Consider the following 18993-nt stretch of genomic DNA (forward strand, 5'->3'; position numbering starts at 1 on the left):
TCACCAGGGCACCAAAAGAGGGCAAGCGTTAATCTCGGTCATTGATCAGCTCCTACGAAGACCGCAACCTTGCGCAAAACAGCCGACAAAGGGCTAATGCCGATCAGTTAAGCGCAATCCCTGTGGGAGCGGGCTTGCTCGCGAAGAGGGTGTGTCAGTCGACATTAAGGTTTACTGACACACCGCCATCGCGAGCAAGCCCGCTCCCACAAGGTATTGCGGCGTTCAAATCCTTAACTGACTGGCATTACGACAAAGGGCGTCCTTCAAAGCACCGCTCTCAGAACTTGATGAAGTGCTGGCGGTAATGCTGCAACTCGGCGATCGACTCGCGGATGTCGTCCAGCGCAAGGTGAGTGCTGCCCTTCTTGAAGCTGTTGAGCACATCCGGCGCCCAGCGTGCGGCCAGCTCTTTCAAGGTCGACACATCAAGATTGCGGTAATGGAAGTAGCTTTCCAGCGCTTTCATGTGGGTATAGAGAAAGCGGCGATCCTGACAGATGCTGTTGCCACAGATCGGCGACTTGCCCTTGGGTACCCACTTCTCCAGGAAGGCAATGGTCTCGGCTTCGGCTTCGGCCATGCTGATGCGGCTGTCGCGAACCCGTTGAGTCAGGCCAGACCCTCCGTGTTGACGGGTATTCCACTCATCCATACCCGCGAGGATTTCGTCGCTATGGTGGATGGCGATGACAGGGCCTTCAGCCAAGGTATTGAGATTGCTGTCAGTAACAATGGTCGCCATCTCGATGATGACGTCGGTGTCAGGGTTCAGACCGGTCATTTCCAGATCGATCCAAATCAGATTCTGCGGGTTTTGCATGTGTCGGCTCCTCGGCGTAGTTGTGCAGTTTAGCCTAGAGGACATCCCCGGCGTGCTAAACTCGCGGCCGTTTTACCTAACCGCTGCATTATCGACACGGATCACCCATGGCCAAACGCCAGCTCAATCGTCGCCAAAACTGGCGCATCGAAAAGATTCAAGGTGAACGCGCTGCCCGCGCCGCCAAACGCGAATCCTCTGCTGTGGAAGCACTTGAGGGCGGCGATCTTGGCCCCGAGCAAACCGGGTTGGTGATCGCCCACTTCGGTGTGCAGGTCGAGGTCGAAGCCCGCGACGGCGAGCTGGCTGGCCAGGTTTTCCGCTGCCACTTGCGCGCCAACCTGCCCGCGCTGGTTACCGGCGACCAAGTGGTCTGGCGTGCCGGCAACCAGGGTATCGGGGTCATCGTTGCGCAGTTGCCGCGCAATACCGAACTCTGTCGCCCGGACAGTCGCGGCCAGCTCAAGCCAGTCGCGGCCAACGTCGACATGATCGTGATCGTTTTCGCCCCATTGCCTGAACCCCACGCCAACCTTATCGACCGCTATCTGGTGGCCGCTGAGCACGCCGGTATTCGCCCACTGTTGCTGCTGAACAAGGCCGATCTGATCGATGAGCAAAATGCTCCGGCGCTGAATGCCTTGTTGGCGGTCTATCGACAACTCGGTTATCCGCTGCTGGAAGTGTCTGCCCACCAAGGCGACGGAATGGAGAAGTTGCAAGCGCAACTGGACGGCCGCATCAGCGTGTTCGTCGGCCAGTCCGGTGTCGGCAAATCCTCGCTGGTGAATAGCCTGCTGCCGGAAGTCGAAGCCCGAGTCGGTCCGCTGTCCGAACTGTCCGGCCAGGGCACGCACACCACCACCACCGCACGGTTGTTCCACTTCCCGGGCGGCGGCGAGCTGATCGACTCCCCGGGGATTCGCGAATTCGGTCTCGGCCATGTCAGCCGTGCCGACGTCGAAGCCGGCTTCATCGAGTTCAACGACCTTATCGGCACCTGCCGCTTCCGTGACTGCAAGCACGACCGCGAGCCCGGTTGCGCGCTGCTCAAGGCGCTGGAAGAAGGCCGTGTGCAGCAGCAGCGGATGAACAGCTATCGCTCGATCATCGCCAGCCTGCCTGAAAACAGCTATTAAATAGCTGCGTGCGAAAACAAGAAGGCCGCGATGATCGCGGCCTTTTTGGGTGTCACTGCTTTGGATTGTCCGCAGCTTTACCCGTCTCATCCATCTTCAACACGCCATCCTCAAAGATGTTCAGCTTCTGCCGAACCTCGTGAGCCGGCAGTGGCTCCTTGTCCGCCGGCAAGGCATTCGGGTCGATCGCGGCGCCCGGCACCTCACCTGGCGCGCCCTGCCCTGGTATCGGCGTTGGCGCAGGCTCGGCACCTTGCTCACCTTCGATGGCGCGCTGGGCTTTTTTGGTCAGCACAACGATATCGATCCGCCGGTTGACCGGATTGAACGGATGCTCGCGGTCAAACAGCGCCGACGAAGCGAAACCCACTACCCTGGCCACTTGCTTATCCGGATAACCACCGGCAACCAGCGCTCGGCGCGCGGCGTTCGCACGGTTGGCCGATAGCTCCCAGTTACCAAAGTCGCCGGTGCCTGTGTACGGCTTGGCATCGGTGTGACCACTGACGCTGATCTTGTTCGGCACCGCTTTGATGGTGTCGGCCATGGCCAACAGAATGTCTTCAAAATACGGTTTCAGACGTGCACTGCCGGAGTCGAACATCGGCCGATTCTCGGCGTCCATGATCTGGATGCGCAAACCGTCCGGGGTGATTTCGAAGAGGATCTGGTCCTTGAATTTCTGCAGCTGCGGGTTCTCTTTAACCTTGTTCTGCAATTCTTGCAGCAGCAATTCGAGGCGTTCGTGCTCAACCTGTTCGGCCATGCCTTCGACCTTATCGGTGTCGATGATGACTTTGTCTGGCTGTGGCTGGGACTTGACCTCAGGGTTGAGGGTCTTGTCCGGCGCCAACTCCGGCGAGCCACCCAGATCGATGATGAATGGCGTGCCACTTTCGGAGAAGCCGATCGGATCCTTGAAGTAACCAGCGATGGCGATTTTTTGTTCCGGAGTCGCGGTGGACAACAGCCACAGCACCAAAAAGAACGCCATCATTGCCGTCGCGAAGTCGGCGAAGGCGATTTTCCAGGAGCCCCCGTGGTGCCCACCGGCATAGCGCTTGACGCGCTTGATGATAATCGGCTGATTGTTTTCCATGACTTAGCGACCGCGAACCGCTTGTTCCAGCTCAGCGAAGCTAGGACGGTGCGACGGGTACAGCACCTTGCGTCCGAACTCCACCGCCAGCGACGGCGGCATGCCGGAAGCCGATGCCACCAACGAGGCTTTGATGGCTTCGTAGACGTTCAATTCTTCCTTTGCATCGTGAGCCAACGCGTGGGCCAGCGGGCCAAAAAAGCCGTAGGCCGCGAGAATACCGAAGAAGGTACCTACCAACGCCGCACCGACGTGCATGCCGATGGCTTTCTGGTCACCGTCACCGAGGGAGGCCATGGTCACCACGATACCCAACACCGCCGCGACAATACCGAAACCGGGCATGGCATCGGCGATACCATTGACCGCGTGAGAAGGATGCTCCAGATCTTCTTTCAGACTGAACAATTCCATGTCGAACAGGCCTTCAAGCTCATGGGGAGCCATGTTGCCGGAGGACATGATGCGCAAGTAATCACAGATGTACGCGGTCATGCGCTCATCTTTGAGCACGGCTGGGTACTTGGCGAAGATCGGGCTGGCGGAGGCGTCTTCGATGTCGCCTTCAATCGCCATCATGCCTTCGCGGCGGCTCTTATTGAGGATCTCGTAGATCAGGCCCAGCACCTCCAGATAGAAGGTGTGCGTGAAGCGCGAACTGAACATCCCCAAGGCTTTCTTGATGACGTGCTTCGTCATGTGGCCTGGGTTGGCCTGGAGGAACGCACCGAAGGCCGCACCGCCGATAATCAAGACCTCGAAAGGCTGAATCAGGGCAGCAATCTTGCCGTGGGAAAGTACATATCCGCCGAGCACGCTCGCGAATACGACGATGATGCCGATAATTTTAGCCATAGGTAGGAAAGTACTTATTGAGTCGGGTTCAAGGTCATATTCGGAAGTTAATAAAACTCTTCTTCTACTTATCGGCAAAACTGCGCCAGACTATAGGCCGTTAAGGCGAAAAGCCAGCTGCCCCCTTCTGGGCGTGTTAATTGTGAATGATGATCGCGCCCAACCATGGCTAATGAAACGACAGTCCCAACTCCAAAACCGAAGACTCTCGAAGGCTGGATAAAGCGCCTCGACGCGGTACGTTTACCGGTGCCGCAAACCAGTCATGACCGGGTGCGCAAAGCCATCGCCGACAGCCGCAGTTCAATACGCGATATCGCCGAGTTGATACAAGACAGTCCCGCGCTGGCCCTCAGCGTGATTCGCGAAGCCAACCACCACACCCACGGCAGTATGACCGAGCCGGCCGAGAACCTTGAGATAGCGATCAATCGCCTCGGTTTGAAGCGCACAGAAGAATTGCTCGCGCATCTGCCAGTCCTGCCTCAGGAAGAAATTCCGATCGCGTTGCGGCAATTGCAACTGATCAGCCAACACGCCACGCAGCAGGCCAACGGCCTGTTCGCCAGCCGCCTCGCACGCCTGTGGCAAGACATCCATTGGGGCAGTTTACTGTTCCTTTCCCCGCTTTGGCCGCTGACGCTGACGCATCCGCAATTGTTGGAAGAGTGGGAGCTGCGGGTGATTCACAAGGGCGAATCGGCGAGCACGGTGGAGCAGGAACTGTTCGGCGTGCGCCTGCTGGAACTCTGCCAGGCCCTGGCCGAAGTCTGGCGCTTACCGGTCTGGGTACAGCAGGGTTATCGCCTGCTGCTCAACGAGCAACGGGTACTGGTCAAGGTTCTGCGTATCGCCCGTGACAGCGATCACCGTCTACGTCAGCAGCAACGGCTGGACGCCGATCCGGCCTTGCGTCGCTGGCTGAATCAGCCGGCCAACACCGTGCTGCTGGCCAACGGTCTGGCGCTGTCGACGCAGCATGCCTGGGACAGCCCGCACACTCTGCGCTGGCAGTACCTGACCAGCCTTTATCTGCAAATACCACAGGATGAATTGCAGCAGCAGCTGCACCAGCAAGCCGCGCAGAGTGCACGCAACCATTCAATGCCCGACCTCTGGCACCCGGCGCAAGCGTTGCTCTGGCCCTGGAACACACGCCGTATCCATCGCAGCCTGCTCCCTGCGGCACCGCCCTCGGCCGAAGACCTGGTGATGTGGCGCAAACACTGCGCTGAGTTGCTGGTTGAGCCGAGCCGCTTCACCAACGCCATGCACCTGACCACCTGCGCCCGTGATGCATTGGTGGCCAGCGGAATGCGTCGGGTGATGCTGTTGATGGCCGACCGCAGCCAGAGCAGTCTGCGAGTCCATCAGATTGCCGGCCTGCCCAAGGAGTCCGCCACGCTGAACCTGCAGGTCAGCCAAAGCACGGTGCTGCAACGCCTGCTCGCACAACCGGTACAAGTTCGCCTGACACCGGCCAATAACGCACAATTTTCGACGCATCTGCCCAATAGCCTGCGCAGCCAGTTCGGCGGCGAGCATCTATTGTTGCGCTCACTGAGCAGCAACGGCCGGGTGGTGATGTTGATGGTGGCCGATCAAGGCGGCGGACCCTTCTCGGAAATCACCGTGCAGGCCTTCGGAAAAACCGCACAGTGTATTGAAAAGGCACTGCACAGCTTTACCAACCGCGGCAACTGACGCGCTACAATCCCCCCTTTTGTGCTCTGGAGACCTCACATGTCTGACTTCTCTGGCTTGCCGTTGGTGATCGAGCCCAGCGACCTGCTCGCTCGCCTCGACGCCCGCGAAATGATTCTGGTCGACCTGACCAGCAGCGCCCGCTACGCCGAGGGACACATTCCCGGCGCACGCTTCGTCGATCCAAAACGTACTCAGCTTGGCCATGCGCCTGCGCCCGGCCTGCTGCCGACACACGCTGCTCTTGAAGCGCTGTTCGGCGAGTTGGGGCACAACCCCGATGCGGTCTATGTGGTCTATGACGATGAAGGCGGCGGATGGGCCGGGCGCTTTATCTGGCTGCTGGATGTCATTGGCCATAGCAAATATCACTACCTTGATGGCGGACTTCACGCTTGGCTGGCGGATGCTTTGCCTGTGTCGACCAAAATCCCGGCGGCGGTCGGCGGCCCAGTCGCCTTGACCTTGCACGACGAACCCACCGCCACCCGCGAATACCTGCAAAGCCGTCTCGGCGCTGCCGACCTGGCGATCTGGGATGCACGCGGGCCGCTGGAGTATTCCGGCGAGAAAGTGCTTGCGGCCAAAGGCGGGCATATCCCTGGTGCGATCAATTTCGAGTGGACGGCGGGTATGGATCAAGCGCGCAACCTGCGCATCCGCACCGACATGCCGCAGATCCTCGAAAAACTCGGCATCACTAAAGATAAAGAAGTGATCACCCACTGCCAGACTCACCATCGCTCTGGCTTCACCTATCTAGTAGCCAAGGCGCTCGGTTATCCGCGAGTCAAAGGCTACGCCGGCTCTTGGGGCGAATGGGGCAACCACCCCGACACGCCTGTTGAGATTTAAGGTTTTTAAGGACAGTTAATGAAAAAGCGTTTGTTTATCCTCAGCCAGTACCTGCTGCCTCATCACCTGCTCTCGCGTCTGGCCGGCTGCATTGCCGAATGCCGCGTACGCTGGTTCAAGAATGCCTTCACCGCCTGGTTCGCCAAGCGTTATCAGGTGGACATGTCGCAAGCGCTGGTCGAAGACCTGACCGCTTACGAGCACTTCAACGCCTTCTTCACCCGCGCCCTGAAAGAAGGTGCACGGCCGCTGGACCAGACCCCTGGCGCGATCCTCAGCCCGGCAGACGGCGCGGTCAGCCAGCTCGGTCCGATCGAGCACGGTCGCGTATTCCAGGCCAAAGGCCACAGCTTCAGCGTGCTGGAACTGCTCGGCGGTGATGCCGCTGCAGCCGCACCGTTCATGGGCGGAGATTTCGCCACTATTTACCTGTCGCCAAAGGACTACCACCGCGTTCACATGCCGCTGACCGGCACCCTGCGCGAGATGGTTTATATCCCAGGCCGGATTTTCTCGGTCAATCAGACCACCGCCGAAAACGTCCCGGAATTGTTCGCTCGCAACGAACGCGTGGCGTGCATTTTCGACACCGAGCGCGGGCCGATGGCTGTGGTGTTGGTGGGCGCGATGATTGTCGCCTCGATCGAAACAGTCTGGGCCGGGCTAGTCACACCGCCCAAACGCGAGTTGAAGACCGTGCGTTACGACGAAGCCGCGCGTGCGCCGATCCATCTGGAGAAAGGTGCTGAACTGGGACGTTTCAAACTCGGTTCTACCGCCGTCGTGTTGTTCGGACCGGATCAGGTGAAATGGGCTGAAGAATTGGTTGCCGGCTCGCCCGTACAGATGGGCCAAGGTATGGGCTTGGCGAAGGCATAAGTACTTCTTTTCTCCTCACCCTCTGTCCCTGTGAGCACTGCGGGACAGAGGGCCAGGTGAGTCGGAGGATTCTCAGGGCGGCCAATCGCCGGCAAGCCTCGCGCCCACAGGTTAAAGGTTGATCACAATATTGTGACCTGACACATACCTTGTAGGAGCAGGGGGGACGCCTGGTTCTTGCCCGCGAAGAGGCCCGGTCAGTCAATACAGCACTCAGAGCTGACCATCACGGTCACGAAACCCCAACAGATACAGCACCCCGTCCAGCCCCAGTGTCGAGATCGCCTGCTTGGCCGATTGCTTGACCAGTGGCTTGGCGCGGAACGCTACACCGAGACCGGCGATCGCCAGCATCGGCAAATCGTTGGCACCGTCGCCAACAGCGATTGTCTGCTCCAGGCGCAAGCCTTCCTTGTGGGCCAGTTCGCGCAGCAAGTCGGCCTTGCGCTGAGCGTCAACGATCGGCTCGACCGCCACACCCGTGACCTTGCCGTCGACCACTTCCAACTCGTTAGCGAACACGTAATCAATGCCCAGCCTGGCTTGTAACTGCTTGGCGAAGTAGGTGAAGCCGCCCGACAGAATCGCAGTCTTGTAGCCCAAGCGTTTCAGTTCGGCGAATAGCGTTTCAGCCCCTTCGGTCAACCGCAGCGAAGCGCCAATCGAATCCAGCACATTGACATCCAGCCCCTTGAGCAAGGCCAGGCGCTCCTTGAAGCTGGCACGGAAGTCCAACTCGCCGGCCATCGCCCGCTCGGTGATCTCGGCTACGCGGTCACCGACGCCAGCGGCTTTGGCCAATTCGTCGATGACTTCTGCCTCGATCAAGGTCGAGTCCATGTCGAACACCGCCAAACGGCGGTTGCGACGGAACAGCGAATCTTCCTGGAACGCGATGTCGACGTTCAGCTCTTGCGCCACGCTGAGGAACTCGGCGCGCAATGCTTGTGGGTCAGCCGCTTCGCCGCGAACGGAGAACTCGATGCAACCCTTGCCCTTGTCCGCCAGAGTGTCCAGCGGCATGCGCCCGGACAAACGATCAATGTGATCAATGTTCAAACCGTATTTAGCGGTGATCGAACTGACTCGCTGCAGTTGTTCGGCGGTCACCTTGCGCGTCAATAACGTCACGATGTGACGCTTCTTGCCCTGACCTCCCACCCACTGCTGATAATCCGTCTCCGACACCGGCGTGAACCGCACTTGCTGATCCAGCTTGTAAGCCGTGAACAGGATGTCCTTGAGCACGGAAGAACCTTGCTCGGTACTCGGAATTTCAACCAGGATGCCGAACGACAGAGTGTCGTGGATCACCGCCTGACCGATGTCGAGAATATTCACACCACCCTGGGCCAAGACGCCAGTAATAGCCGCAGTCAGACCCGGACGGTCGACACCCGTGATGTTTATCAGGACGATTTCGCGCAAGGCGCACCCCCGCAAGTGGAAAAAAACCGCATTCTACCCACATTCAGTGACCATCGGGCACAGCCAGCGCTTTGCCGGCCTAGGGCCTATCGCTATACTGCGCCTCAACTTCACGGACAAAAGAGCCGAGCTCAGTGAACCGGCCAACGCCAGTTAAAACCGATAACTTCTTTCTGCTGATCTTCCGGGCACTGCGCCACCGCCGTGTACCGATCGCATTGCGCATTGCCAGCCATAACGTGATCCTGGTCGCCTTGGCCCTGGTGATCTATGCCTGCGTGATGGGTCTGCAGTTCAAACAGGCGATGCACGAGCAGGCAGATGCCCTCGGCCAGAGCCTGACCACCCAAACCGCCACTTCAGCAACCGAACTGCTGGTGTCCAACGACATCCTCAGCCTCAACGTACTGCTGAACAACCTGACCAAAAACCCGCTGGTGGCCCACGCTGCAATCTATAGCGTAGACAACCGGATTCTTGCCGAAGCCGGCCAACGCCCAAAAAACGGACTGTTGGGTGAGGCTGAAGGTCTGTATCAGACCAAGATCACGTTCCAGGACGTGACCGCCGGGCACCTGCGGATCAGCCTCGATATGGAGCAGTTCCAGCAGCCGATGACCATCAGCCTGCAAAGCATGGGCATCCTCAGCGCGATTTTGCTGGCGCTCTCCCTGGCCTTGAGTTTGCGTCTGGGACGGAATATCTCCACGCCACTGATGCAATTGCGTGTTTGGCTACGGGATATTGACGAACATACCCCGGCAACTCAGCGTCAGGACGAAATCGGTGACCTGGCCCGTCAGCTCCACGCCAATTTCGCGCCTGAGAAGGTTGAGCCTGAGCCTGTGCCTGAAGCGGATTACGACGACAGCGATTACGACGAAGCAGAAGAGGCCGAACCGGCTTTCGAGGTGCGCAATCTGCGCGACCCTAGCTTCGACGAAACCGCGCCAGTCGCCGGGCTCAAGCCAGCGCCACGGCATATTGTCAGCGCCGAAGAAGACGACCAGGACGAAGAAGACCCATTCGCCGACCTGCGCGACCACTCTGTAGCGACAGCCCCGAAACAGCTGCCAAAACCGGTTGCCCCGGCACAGCCGCAGCGCAGCGCAGTCCTGGCCGTGCAACTCGGTGCTCAGGATCAACTGCGTCGTCTGCCCCGCGCGCGCCTGACGGAACTGCTTGAACGCTATCGCGACTGCCTTGATCAGGCTGCTTCGCTCTACCAGAGCGAATTGCACACCCTGAATGACGGCAGCACGCTGATGCTGTTCCACGGCGAAGACAGCGGCGATGATTACCTGACCAACGCGATTTGCTGTGGCGAACTGCTCAGGGCGCTGGGCCATGCCCTGCAAATCGAAGTCGCGGACAGTGGCATCACCTTGCAACTGCAGCTTGGACTGACTCTGGGCGACGAACTCTTCGGCCTGAGCCAGATCGATCTGCTGCTGACTGAAACCGCCCAGGACGCCCTCGCCCTGTCCCAACACAGCCGCAACCTGCTGTTGGTGGAACGCAAGATCAGCGATGACGTGCTGATCCGCCAACGTGCACGTATTCGCCCCATCGCCAGTCCTGAAGGCGCTTGCTGCGTAGAGCGCCTGATGGAGCCTTACCCGTCGATGCTCGAACGGCAACTGGCACGGATGCATGAGACTCGGGCCAAACTGTAAGCCGAGCCGAGCGCCCATCAAAAAGCTTCCTGTAGGAGCGAGGCTTGCCCGCGAGGGGCCAGAACAATCGCTCAAAATTTCCGCCCAACAGAAACAAAAAGCCCGCAGACGAGTAATCGCTGCGGGCTTTTTGTTGATTCGGGAGGAGTCGGGGGTGCCCCCGAAAAGATCGCAGCCTGCGGCAGCTCCTACGCCACCCGCGCATAGCGCGATATAGCGGGTGTACGAATATCCCGTAGGAGCTGCCGCAGGCTGCGATCTTTTGACGGCTAACCCAATCCCTGATCCTTGACTCTTCCCAAAAACAACAAAGCCCGCATCAACGCGGGCTTTGTCTTGTATCAATCACCTTAGAACCGAAACACTTCCATATCCGTACGAATCGGCGAGGCCATCGGAATTTTCGGCTGTCTCTCTTGTTCGGTTGCCTTTGCCGGTGCAGGTGCCGACTTGTGGGTTTCAGCTACAGGCGGTTGATTGGCCAGCGGCTTGAGCGCCGCAGACAGTTGTTCGGCCAGTCGCTGGAGCAATACGCCTTGGGCCTGAACCTGAGCGGCCGTGCTGCCTGTATGTTGCTCCTGCAAGTGAACAATGCGGTTGTCGCGGACCTGGCCACGGCGATCTATCAAACGCCATTGAGCATCGAGAATCGCCGGTTGTGAAGCCCCCGAATCCAGACGGGTGATCGACAACAGAACCTGTACATCCGGCGTGAAGCCGAGGGTTGCTGGCGCAAGCACTACCCGCTGACTGTCTAGATGCCCGGCAACCTGGCGCAATAACAGCTGATCAATGTCGGAAGAAAGGCTACCCGCCCAACGACCGTCGGTCGCTGCTTGCAGGCTGCCGTCAGGCTGGCGCTGCAACAGCGTTTCGCGTTGCAGATAATCGGCTATCAGCACTGGGCCAAGCAATACGGCCATACCAGCGCTTTGTGCTGGTTGAGTTGGGCTTCCACTGTCCAACTGATACAGCGACACCGGCTGGTGTACGCTGCAACCCGCCAGGCCAAATACGCCAGCGAGCAACAAAATAAAAGGAAGGCGCAGAGCAATCATCATCCCATCCAAGTGGCGGCCACAAGGCGAGCCACAGTGTAAATACTCAAAAATTCTAAAGAACGCTCAGCCACGCCGGCGCTTGAAAGGCTATATCATCCGTGAATATGCGCCGCGACTCCAGCGTTGTAGCGTCGATCTACGGGTTAAATCGTAGATCGAGCGCTCTACACAGCCTAATTGAGAGTTTCTACCAATAGTGCGTCCACTCGCTGGAAGCCACGCGGCAGCTTGTTACCACGGCGCCCACGCTCACCTTTATAGTGCTCGAGGTCGTCAGCCTTGAGTGACAGTGTGCGCTTACCGGCCTGCAATACCAGCGTCGCGCCGTCAGGTAGCACCGCGATATCAGTAACATATTCCTCACGGCTGGCCACCCGTTCGCCGGAAATCCCGATGATCTTGTTGCCCTTGCCTTTGCCCAGTTGCGGCAAGTCGCTGATCTTGAAGATCAGCAGACGACCTTCGGTGGTCACCGAAGCCAGCCAGTTCTGTTCGCGATCACTGACCGGACGCGGCAGGATCACTTTGGCGTTGTTTGGCAGACTCAGCAGTGCCTTGCCAGCCTTGTTTTTGGCTTGCAAGTCTTCGCCCTTGACCACAAAACCGTAGCCAGCGTCGGAAGCGATGACGTACAGCGCATCGTCTTCAGGCAGCAATACACATTCGAAACTCGCCCCAGGCGGTGGCGTCAGACGACCGGTCAGCGGTTCGCCCTGGCCCCGCGCCGATGGCAGGGTGTGGGCCGCCACCGAGTAACTGCGCCCAGTGGAGTCAATAAATACCGCGAACTGGTTGGAGCGTCCGGCGGCCGAGGTTTTGAAGCCGTCCCCGGCTTTATAGGACAGCCCGGTAGCATCAATGTCATGACCCTTGGCGCAACGCACCCAGCCTTTTTCCGATAAAACGATGGTGACCGGCTCGGTCGGCATTAGCTCGTTTTCCGACAATGCCTTGGCTTCAGTACGGGAAACGATCGGCGAACGGCGGTTATCGCCATAGGTTTCGGCGTCGTTGATCAGTTCAGTGCGCACCAGTTTTTTCAGCTTGGTTTCGCTGCCGAGCAACGCCAACAGCTTGGCTTGCTCCTTGCGCAGCTCATCCTGCTCGGAGCGCAGCTTCATTTCTTCCAGCCGTGCCAACTGACGCAAGCGGGTGTCGAGGATGTAGTCGGCCTGGATTTCGCTCAGGGCGAAACGCTCGATCAACTTGGCTTTTGGATTTTCCTCGGTACGGATGATGTGAATCACTTCATCCAGATTGAGGTAAGCGATCAACAAACCGTCCAACAGGTGCAGACGACGCTCGACCTTGTCCAAACGGAACTGCAAGCGGCGGCGTACGGTGTTGACGCGGAACTCCAGCCATTCGACCAGCAGGGCCCGCAGGTTTTTCAACTGCGGCTTACCGTCCAGACCAATGATGTTGATGTTCACCCGATAGCTGGACTCAAGCTCCGTGGTGGCGAACAGATGCTGCATCAGCTCATCGAGATCGATCCGGTTGGAGCGCGGGATGATCACGATGCGGCATGGGTGTTCGTGGTCCGACTCATCACGCAAGTCAGCAACCATCGGTAGCTTTTTGGCCTGCATCTGGGCAGCGATCTGCTCCAGCACCTTGGCACCCGAGACTTGATGCGGCAGCGCCGTGACGACAATATCGCCATCTTCGATGCGGTACACCGCGCGCATACGGACCGAGCCACGACCGGTTTCGTAGATTTTCAGCAGATCGGCACGCGGCGTGATGATTTCCGCTTCGGTCGGGTAATCCGGGCCCTGGATATGCTCACAGAGCTGCTCGACCGTGGCTTTTGGCTCATCCAGCAGCCGCACGCAGGCCGTCGCGACTTCCCGCAAGTTGTGCGGCGGTACGTCAGTGGCCATGCCCACGGCGATGCCGGTGGTACCGTTGAGCAGAATGTTCGGTAACCGGGCCGGCAACACCAGAGGCTCGTCCAGGGTGCCGTCGAAGTTCGGACCCCAATCCGCGGTACCCTGGCCCAGCTCGCTGAGCAGCACTTCAGAGTAACGCGACAGCCGCGCCTCGGTATAACGCATGGCGGCGAAGGACTTCGGATCATCCGGCGCCCCCCAGTTACCCTGGCCGTCCACCAGCGTGTAGCGGTAGCTGAACGGCTGCGCCATCAGCACCATGGCTTCGTAGCAGGCCGAATCGCCGTGGGGGTGGAATTTACCGAGCACGTCACCGACGGTCCGCGCGGACTTCTTGTGCTTGGAGTCAGCGTCCAGCCCCAGCTCACTCATGGCGTAGATGATTCGCCGTTGTACCGGCTTCAGGCCGTCGCCGATATGCGGCAAAGCACGGTCCATGATCACGTACATGGAGTAGTTGAGGTAGGCATTTTCGGTGAAGTCAGCCAGCGATCGGCGCTCAACGCCATCTAAGCTGTCTGCAAGGATGTCACTCATGCGGGCCTCATTAATTCGTTGTCTGGCGCAGCAGCAAGGTGCCACCACGCTGGGTAAATTCAAGTTTTTTCAAGGCACTCATGCCCAGCAGCACTTGATCGCCGCTCAAGCCTGGCGCCACCAGCGCGCGGACATCGTGCAAGACGATATCGCCCAATTGCAGGCGGTCGATGCGGGTTCGGTAACCCTCGCTGCGACCGTTGGCGGTGCTCAGTGTCACCGCAAAGCCCTTTTCCAGGTTCAGGCGTTCAGCCAACCCGGACGGAATCGACACATCAGTCGCCCCGGTATCCAGCATGAAATCAACCGGCTGACCGTTGATCTGGCCGCTGGCAACGAAATGCCCCTGACCGTTGCCCACCAGTTTCACTTCGATATAACCCTCGCCTTGTTGCGAGGTCACGACAGCATTGGGATTTTCCTGACGCTGCTCCCATTGCCCGAAAAACCGCGTCGCCAAAAACAGCCCTGCCCCCCAGGCCAACACCAGCAGCACGCGTCCGGCTCGTTTGCCGGGCGGTTGCTGACTCATGGCTTGGCGCTCCAGCCATCGGTCGGCGCGGCAAAGCGCCAGACAATCGGCCGTTTCTCACCGTCGGCGCGGACATGGCTGCCGTTGTCGACGCCGATCCAGGCGCCGTCATCGTCGATAGTCAAAGCCTCTGCCATACCGTATCTGGTTTTGTAGCGCCGACTGTCAGTCAGCGCTTCATTGGCGAACGACCAGCAGCGCTCAATCTCGCCAGAGGCCGGTGTACGACGACAAATACGATAGGCCATGCGTTCAAGGGTAAACAGCTTGTCCTTGTAGAACACCAGGTCGGAAAAGTCTTTTTGTTGCCCGCCAGTCACCTTGACCTGAGGCGGCGGCTGTTCAGGCCCACCTTCGTTCATCACGACACAATTGCTGTCACAATCCCAGACCGTCTGCTGCTTATGCACAACCAGCAAACCACGACGCTCGCGTTCGGCCGCCAGCCACAACAGGTTGCCAGCCGGATTGATGGCAATCCCTTCGAACACGGCATTGAAATGCAGCAGCATGCCACTGGCACGCGCCTGACGGACCATCAGCGGCGAGATTTTCAACCATGCGGGAGCGCCCGCTGGCGGCACTTGCAGAACGGCTGCATGGGCCTCGCTGACCACATAGCGATTACCGGCGCTGTCGCAGGTGATACCTTCGAAATCCAGATCGCCGCCACGCAATGGAGCGACCGCCCAGGTGCGCATGCGCAATCCCCAGGGCAGCCCACTGTCGGGCACTGGCGGCACGTCGATACGCACCGTTTCGGCCTGCCAGACGGTTTCGCGGGTATCCAGCCGATAGATCTGATCGTCATCGCGATCAGACACCGTCCACAGCGCTGTACCGCACTGCGCCAGCCCGGACAGGTTTCCGCCGCGCATACCTTCCACCGGATGCTCTGCGAGCAGCGCCAGCTCAGGCAAAGGCGCCGCCACAACCGAGGTCGCCAACAACAGAAACGCCAGGGCGAAACCGCTCCGCATCAGGCCAAAACCTCGGCCAGGTTTCCTTTGGACTCCAACCAGGATTTGCGATCACCTGCGCGTTTCTTAGCCAACAGCATGTCCATCATTTCTGCGGTAGCTTCGTAATCGTCCAGGGTCAGCTGGACCAAACGCCGGGTGTTGGGGTCCATGGTGGTTTCGCGCAATTGTGGCGGGTTCATTTCACCCAGACCTTTGAATCGGGTGACCTGCGGTTTACCGCGTTTCTTCTCGGCCACCAGACGATCGAGAATGCCATCGCGTTCAGCTTCATCCAGCGCGTAGAAAATTTCTTTGCCGAGGTCGATTCGGTACAGCGGCGGCATCGCGACGTAGACGTGGCCGGCATCCACCAGTGGACGGAAATGCTGGACGAACAAGGCACAGAGCAAGGTTGCGATGTGCAGACCGTCGGAGTCGGCGTCGGCGAGGATGCAGATTTTACCGTAGCGCAGCTGGCTGATGTCCGCCGAGCCCGGATCGACACCAATGGCCACGGCGATGTTGTGCACTTCCTGGCTGGCGAGCACTTCGCTGCCGTCGACTTCCCACGTGTTCAAAATCTTCCCGCGCAACGGCAGAATTGCCTGGAACTCTTTGTCCCGCGCCTGCTTGGCCGAACCACCTGCGGAATCACCTTCCACCAAAAACAGTTCGGAACGCATCGGGTCTTGCCCGGCGCAGTCTGCGAGTTTGCCCGGCAGCGCCGGACCTTGAGTGATGCGTTTGCGCTCGACCTTCTTGCTGGCTTTAAGGCGTCGGCCAGCGTTGTTGATTGCAAGCTCAGCCAGTTGCATACCCAGTTCAGGGTGCTCGTTGAGCCACAGACTGAAGGCGTCCTTGACCACACCGGAAACAAACGCCGCCGCCTCGCGGGAGGACAGGCGCTCTTTGGTCTGGCCGGAGAACTGCGGTTCCTGCATCTTCATCGACAGGACGAAAGCGATCCGCTCCCAAACGTCTTCCGGTGCCAGCTTCACGCCACGCGGCAGCAAGCTGCGGAACTCGCAGAACTCGCGCATCGCGTCCAGCAAACCCTGGCGCAGGCCGTTGACGTGGGTTCCGCCCTGAGCGGTGGGAATCAGGTTGACGTAACTTTCTTGAACGCTGTCGCCACCTTCCGGCAACCACAGCAGGGCCCAGTCCACAGCTTCTTTATTGCCAGCAAGGCTGCCACAGAAAGGCTCATCCGGCAGACGCTCAAACTCGGTAACCGCGTCTACCAGGTAGGAGCGCAGGCCGTCTTCGTAATGCCACTCGATTTTCTCGCCCGTGGCCTTGTCTTCAAAGCTGACCAGCAGGCCCGGGCACAGAACGGCCTTGGCCTTGAGTACGTGCTTGAGGCGGCTGACGGAGAATTTTGGCGAATCGAAGTACTTGGGGTCCGGCATGAAGTAGACGCTGGTGCCAGTATTGCGCTTGCCAACGGTGCCGACCACTTCCAGATCCGTGGCTTTGTAGCCATCGGCGAAAGTCATCTGGTACTCGTTGCCATCGCGTTTGACACGCACCCGGACCTGGGTCGACAGGGCGTTGACCACGGAAATACCCACCCCGTGCAGACCGCCGGAGAACTGGTAGTTCTTGTTGGAAAACTTGCCGCCCGCGTGGAGCTTGGTGAGGATCAGCTCGACACCCGACACACCTTCTTCCGGGTGAATGTCCACCGGCATGCCACGGCCGTCATCGCTGACTTCCAGGGAGTGGTCGGCGTGCAGGATGACCTGCACCGATTTCGCGTGCCCGGCCAAGGCTTCGTCGACGCTGTTGTCGATGACTTCCTGGGCAAGGTGGTTCGGCCGACTGGTGTCGGTGTACATGCCCGGGCGTTTGCGCACCGGGTCGAGGCCCGAGAGGACTTCGATGGCGTCTGCGTTATAAGAGCTAGCGCTGGGAGTGGCCATGGGGTCTCGTCGTTAGTCGTTCAATGAAAATAGAGGCCAGGGATTTCACAGTGCGGTGAAATCGATCGCCTGATACAGATCTGCGCCGATGCCGGCAAAACTCAACAAGGCCGGGAGTTGCCCGGTAAAGCCCTGGAAACTATGGTCACCGCCGGCCTGAATGCGCAAGGCACAGGCTCGGTAATACTGCTGGGCGAGGCGATAGTCCAGGGTCTCGTCACCTGTCTGCAACCATACCTGAAACCGCTGCGGGTCCTGGGGCGCCGGCACTTCCAGTTCGGCCAGGGCCGTGACATGGTCGTGGGTCAATTCCCAGGTTTCATCGGTATACAGGTTTTTCTGGCTGCCCAGGTATCCGTCGAACATCCGATGGGGGCTGACGGCGGGGTTGATCAACAAGGCTTTAAGGCCATGGCGCTCGGCAAGGTGAGTCGCATAGTAGCCGCCGAGGGAGCTGCCGACCAGCAGTGGCCGACCAAGTTCGGCAATCGCCTGTTCCAGCTGGCCAATCGCCTCTCGCGGGTGGTGATGCAAGGCTGGCACCTGCAATTGCTCACTCAAACCGAGGCTGTCCATCACGCTGATCAACTGACAGGCCTTTTTCGACGCAGGCGCACTGTTGAAACCGTGGATATACAGGATCGAACCGGACATGCGAACTCCCTCTATGCATCAGCCAAAGATGGAGGGCAGTTTACAGGGACTGGCGCGGATTGACTTGCTCTGAGATGTATCTGACCTTCGTAGCAGTTGGCTCCGCCAGCGGCTACAAAAAGCTGACCTCAATAACCAGTGCTGCCGTAATCGACTTGAAAATCGAAGCCGGTCACCCGCTCAACCCCGGTTTCCAACCGACCATCGGGCAACAAACGTAGCCAGCGATAGCCCGGTGCCAGGTCATCGACTTTGAAATCCTTGCTGCCGGGCTCGAACTGGATGCACGTTGACGGCGAAGCCAGAAGACGCACGCCATTGCGCAGTTGATCGATTTCCTGGTGTACATGCCCCCACAGTACCGCGCGAACCTGGGGAAAGCGGTCCAGCACGGCGAACAGCGCCTCCGGATTTCGCAGACCGATCGGCTCCATCCAGGCGCAACCGATGGAAACCGGATGATGGTGAAAGCACACCAGATGATGACGCTCCGGGGCCTCGCTCAGGGATTGGGCGAGCAACTGCAATTGCTCGTCCTGCAAATATCCCGGCACCGAACCTGGCACTGCGGAATCCAGCAGGGTAATCCGCCAATTGCCGATATCCACCACGGATTCGAGCAACTGGCTCTGGGTGGCCGCCCGGGCCATTACCTGCGGCTCATCATGATTGCCAGGGATCCAGCGGGCAGGCGCGTCGACCTGCCGGGTCATGTCACGAAACTGCTGATAGGACTCAAGCGTGCCGTCCTGGGACAAATCGCCGCTCGCGATCATCAGATCAATCCGCGGTTGCTGCGCCAGTACCAACTCGATCACCTTTTGCAGGCTCTCGCGGGTATTCATGCCCAGCAACGTCCCTCGCGCCTCGGCGAACAGATGGCTGTCAGACAGTTGCACCAGCAACACAGAATCGGCTGAGGTTAAAGTGGATACGCTCGGCAAGGCGTTCTCCCAAGGCGTGATCACGGAA

General features: G+C 59.2%; 16 protein-coding genes. 5 read left to right on the forward strand and 11 right to left on the reverse strand.

What is annotated here, in order from left to right; genetic code table 11:
• Nucleotides 1-280 precede the first annotated feature (280 nt).
• Nucleotides 281-823, reverse strand: coding sequence for an oligoribonuclease (gene orn, locus ACZYSM_RS00775; RefSeq protein WP_489067894.1), 543 nt, complete (start codon nucleotides 821-823; stop codon nucleotides 281-283).
• A gap of 107 nt (nucleotides 824-930) precedes the next feature.
• Here orn and rsgA point away from each other — a divergent pair, with 107 nt between their 5' ends.
• Complete coding sequence (gene rsgA / locus ACZYSM_RS00780; RefSeq protein ID WP_489067896.1) at nucleotides 931-1962, forward strand: small ribosomal subunit biogenesis GTPase RsgA; 1032 nt, start codon at nucleotides 931-933, stop codon at nucleotides 1960-1962.
• Nucleotides 1963-2014: 52 nt separating this feature from the next.
• Here rsgA and motB read toward each other — a convergent pair whose 3' ends face one another.
• Both motB and motA read right to left on the reverse strand, forming a co-directional pair.
• On the reverse strand, nucleotides 2015-3061 hold the full coding sequence (gene motB / locus ACZYSM_RS00785) for a flagellar motor protein MotB (protein ID WP_489067898.1): 1047 nt from the start codon (nucleotides 3059-3061) through the stop codon (nucleotides 2015-2017).
• A 3-nt stretch (nucleotides 3062-3064) separates the two neighbouring features.
• Nucleotides 3065-3916, reverse strand: coding sequence for a flagellar motor stator protein MotA (gene motA, locus ACZYSM_RS00790; protein ID WP_489067900.1), 852 nt, complete (start codon nucleotides 3914-3916; stop codon nucleotides 3065-3067).
• Between the two features lie 165 nt (nucleotides 3917-4081).
• Here motA and ACZYSM_RS00795 point away from each other — a divergent pair, with 165 nt between their 5' ends.
• Genes ACZYSM_RS00795 through asd form a run of 3 tightly spaced genes read left to right on the forward strand, consistent with a single transcriptional unit; the run spans nucleotide 4082 to nucleotide 7354 of the window.
• The gene (locus ACZYSM_RS00795; RefSeq protein ID WP_489067902.1) at nucleotides 4082-5620 is read left to right on the forward strand and encodes an HDOD domain-containing protein; all 1539 of its coding nucleotides are present in this window, start codon (nucleotides 4082-4084) and stop codon (nucleotides 5618-5620) included.
• A 39-nt stretch (nucleotides 5621-5659) separates the two neighbouring features.
• Complete coding sequence (gene rhdA, locus ACZYSM_RS00800) at nucleotides 5660-6475, forward strand: thiosulfate sulfurtransferase (protein WP_489067904.1); 816 nt, start codon at nucleotides 5660-5662, stop codon at nucleotides 6473-6475.
• A gap of 18 nt (nucleotides 6476-6493) precedes the next feature.
• Entirely contained in the window at nucleotides 6494-7354 is an 861-nt protein-coding gene (gene asd / locus ACZYSM_RS00805) for an archaetidylserine decarboxylase (protein WP_489067906.1), read from the forward strand.
• A gap of 213 nt (nucleotides 7355-7567) precedes the next feature.
• Here asd and serB read toward each other — a convergent pair whose 3' ends face one another.
• Nucleotides 7568-8782, reverse strand: a complete 1215-nt coding sequence (gene serB / locus ACZYSM_RS00810; protein WP_489067908.1) for a phosphoserine phosphatase SerB — start codon at nucleotides 8780-8782, stop codon at nucleotides 7568-7570.
• A 134-nt stretch (nucleotides 8783-8916) separates the two neighbouring features.
• On the opposite strand from serB, the gene ACZYSM_RS00815 reads away from it, so the two are divergent.
• Nucleotides 8917-10458, forward strand: a complete 1542-nt coding sequence (locus tag ACZYSM_RS00815; RefSeq protein ID WP_489067910.1) for an AhpA/YtjB family protein — start codon at nucleotides 8917-8919, stop codon at nucleotides 10456-10458.
• A gap of 350 nt (nucleotides 10459-10808) precedes the next feature.
• On the opposite strand, the gene ACZYSM_RS00820 is transcribed toward ACZYSM_RS00815, so the two are convergent.
• The 7 genes from ACZYSM_RS00820 to cpdA all read right to left on the reverse strand — a co-directional run bounded on the left by ACZYSM_RS00820 (nucleotide 10809) and on the right by cpdA (nucleotide 18965).
• Nucleotides 10809-11516, reverse strand: a complete 708-nt coding sequence (locus tag ACZYSM_RS00820; protein WP_489067912.1) for a PqiC family protein — start codon at nucleotides 11514-11516, stop codon at nucleotides 10809-10811.
• 176 nt (nucleotides 11517-11692) lie between these two features.
• The gene (gene parC, locus ACZYSM_RS00825) at nucleotides 11693-13951 is read right to left on the reverse strand and encodes a DNA topoisomerase IV subunit A (RefSeq protein ID WP_489067914.1); all 2259 of its coding nucleotides are present in this window, start codon (nucleotides 13949-13951) and stop codon (nucleotides 11693-11695) included.
• A 10-nt stretch (nucleotides 13952-13961) separates the two neighbouring features.
• The gene (locus ACZYSM_RS00830) at nucleotides 13962-14483 is read right to left on the reverse strand and encodes a retropepsin-like aspartic protease family protein (protein WP_489067916.1); all 522 of its coding nucleotides are present in this window, start codon (nucleotides 14481-14483) and stop codon (nucleotides 13962-13964) included.
• Nucleotides 14480-15463: an esterase-like activity of phytase family protein gene (locus ACZYSM_RS00835; RefSeq protein ID WP_489067918.1), complete on the reverse strand. Its 984-nt coding sequence runs from the start codon at nucleotides 15461-15463 to the stop codon at nucleotides 14480-14482. Before ACZYSM_RS00835 ends, ACZYSM_RS00830 begins: the two co-directional genes overlap by 4 nt.
• On the reverse strand, nucleotides 15463-17367 hold the full coding sequence (gene parE, locus ACZYSM_RS00840) for a DNA topoisomerase IV subunit B (protein WP_489067919.1): 1905 nt from the start codon (nucleotides 17365-17367) through the stop codon (nucleotides 15463-15465). The genes ACZYSM_RS00835 and parE overlap by 1 nt, the downstream gene beginning before the upstream one ends.
• A 45-nt stretch (nucleotides 17368-17412) precedes the next feature.
• Nucleotides 17413-18021, reverse strand: coding sequence for a YqiA/YcfP family alpha/beta fold hydrolase (locus tag ACZYSM_RS00845; protein ID WP_489067921.1), 609 nt, complete (start codon nucleotides 18019-18021; stop codon nucleotides 17413-17415).
• Nucleotides 18022-18149: 128 nt separating this feature from the next.
• Nucleotides 18150-18965: a 3',5'-cyclic-AMP phosphodiesterase gene (gene cpdA, locus ACZYSM_RS00850; RefSeq protein ID WP_489067923.1), complete on the reverse strand. Its 816-nt coding sequence runs from the start codon at nucleotides 18963-18965 to the stop codon at nucleotides 18150-18152.
• Between the last annotated feature and the right edge of the window lie 28 nt (nucleotides 18966-18993).

The sequence above is a fragment of the Pseudomonas sp. F220 genome (assembly GCF_057813935.1).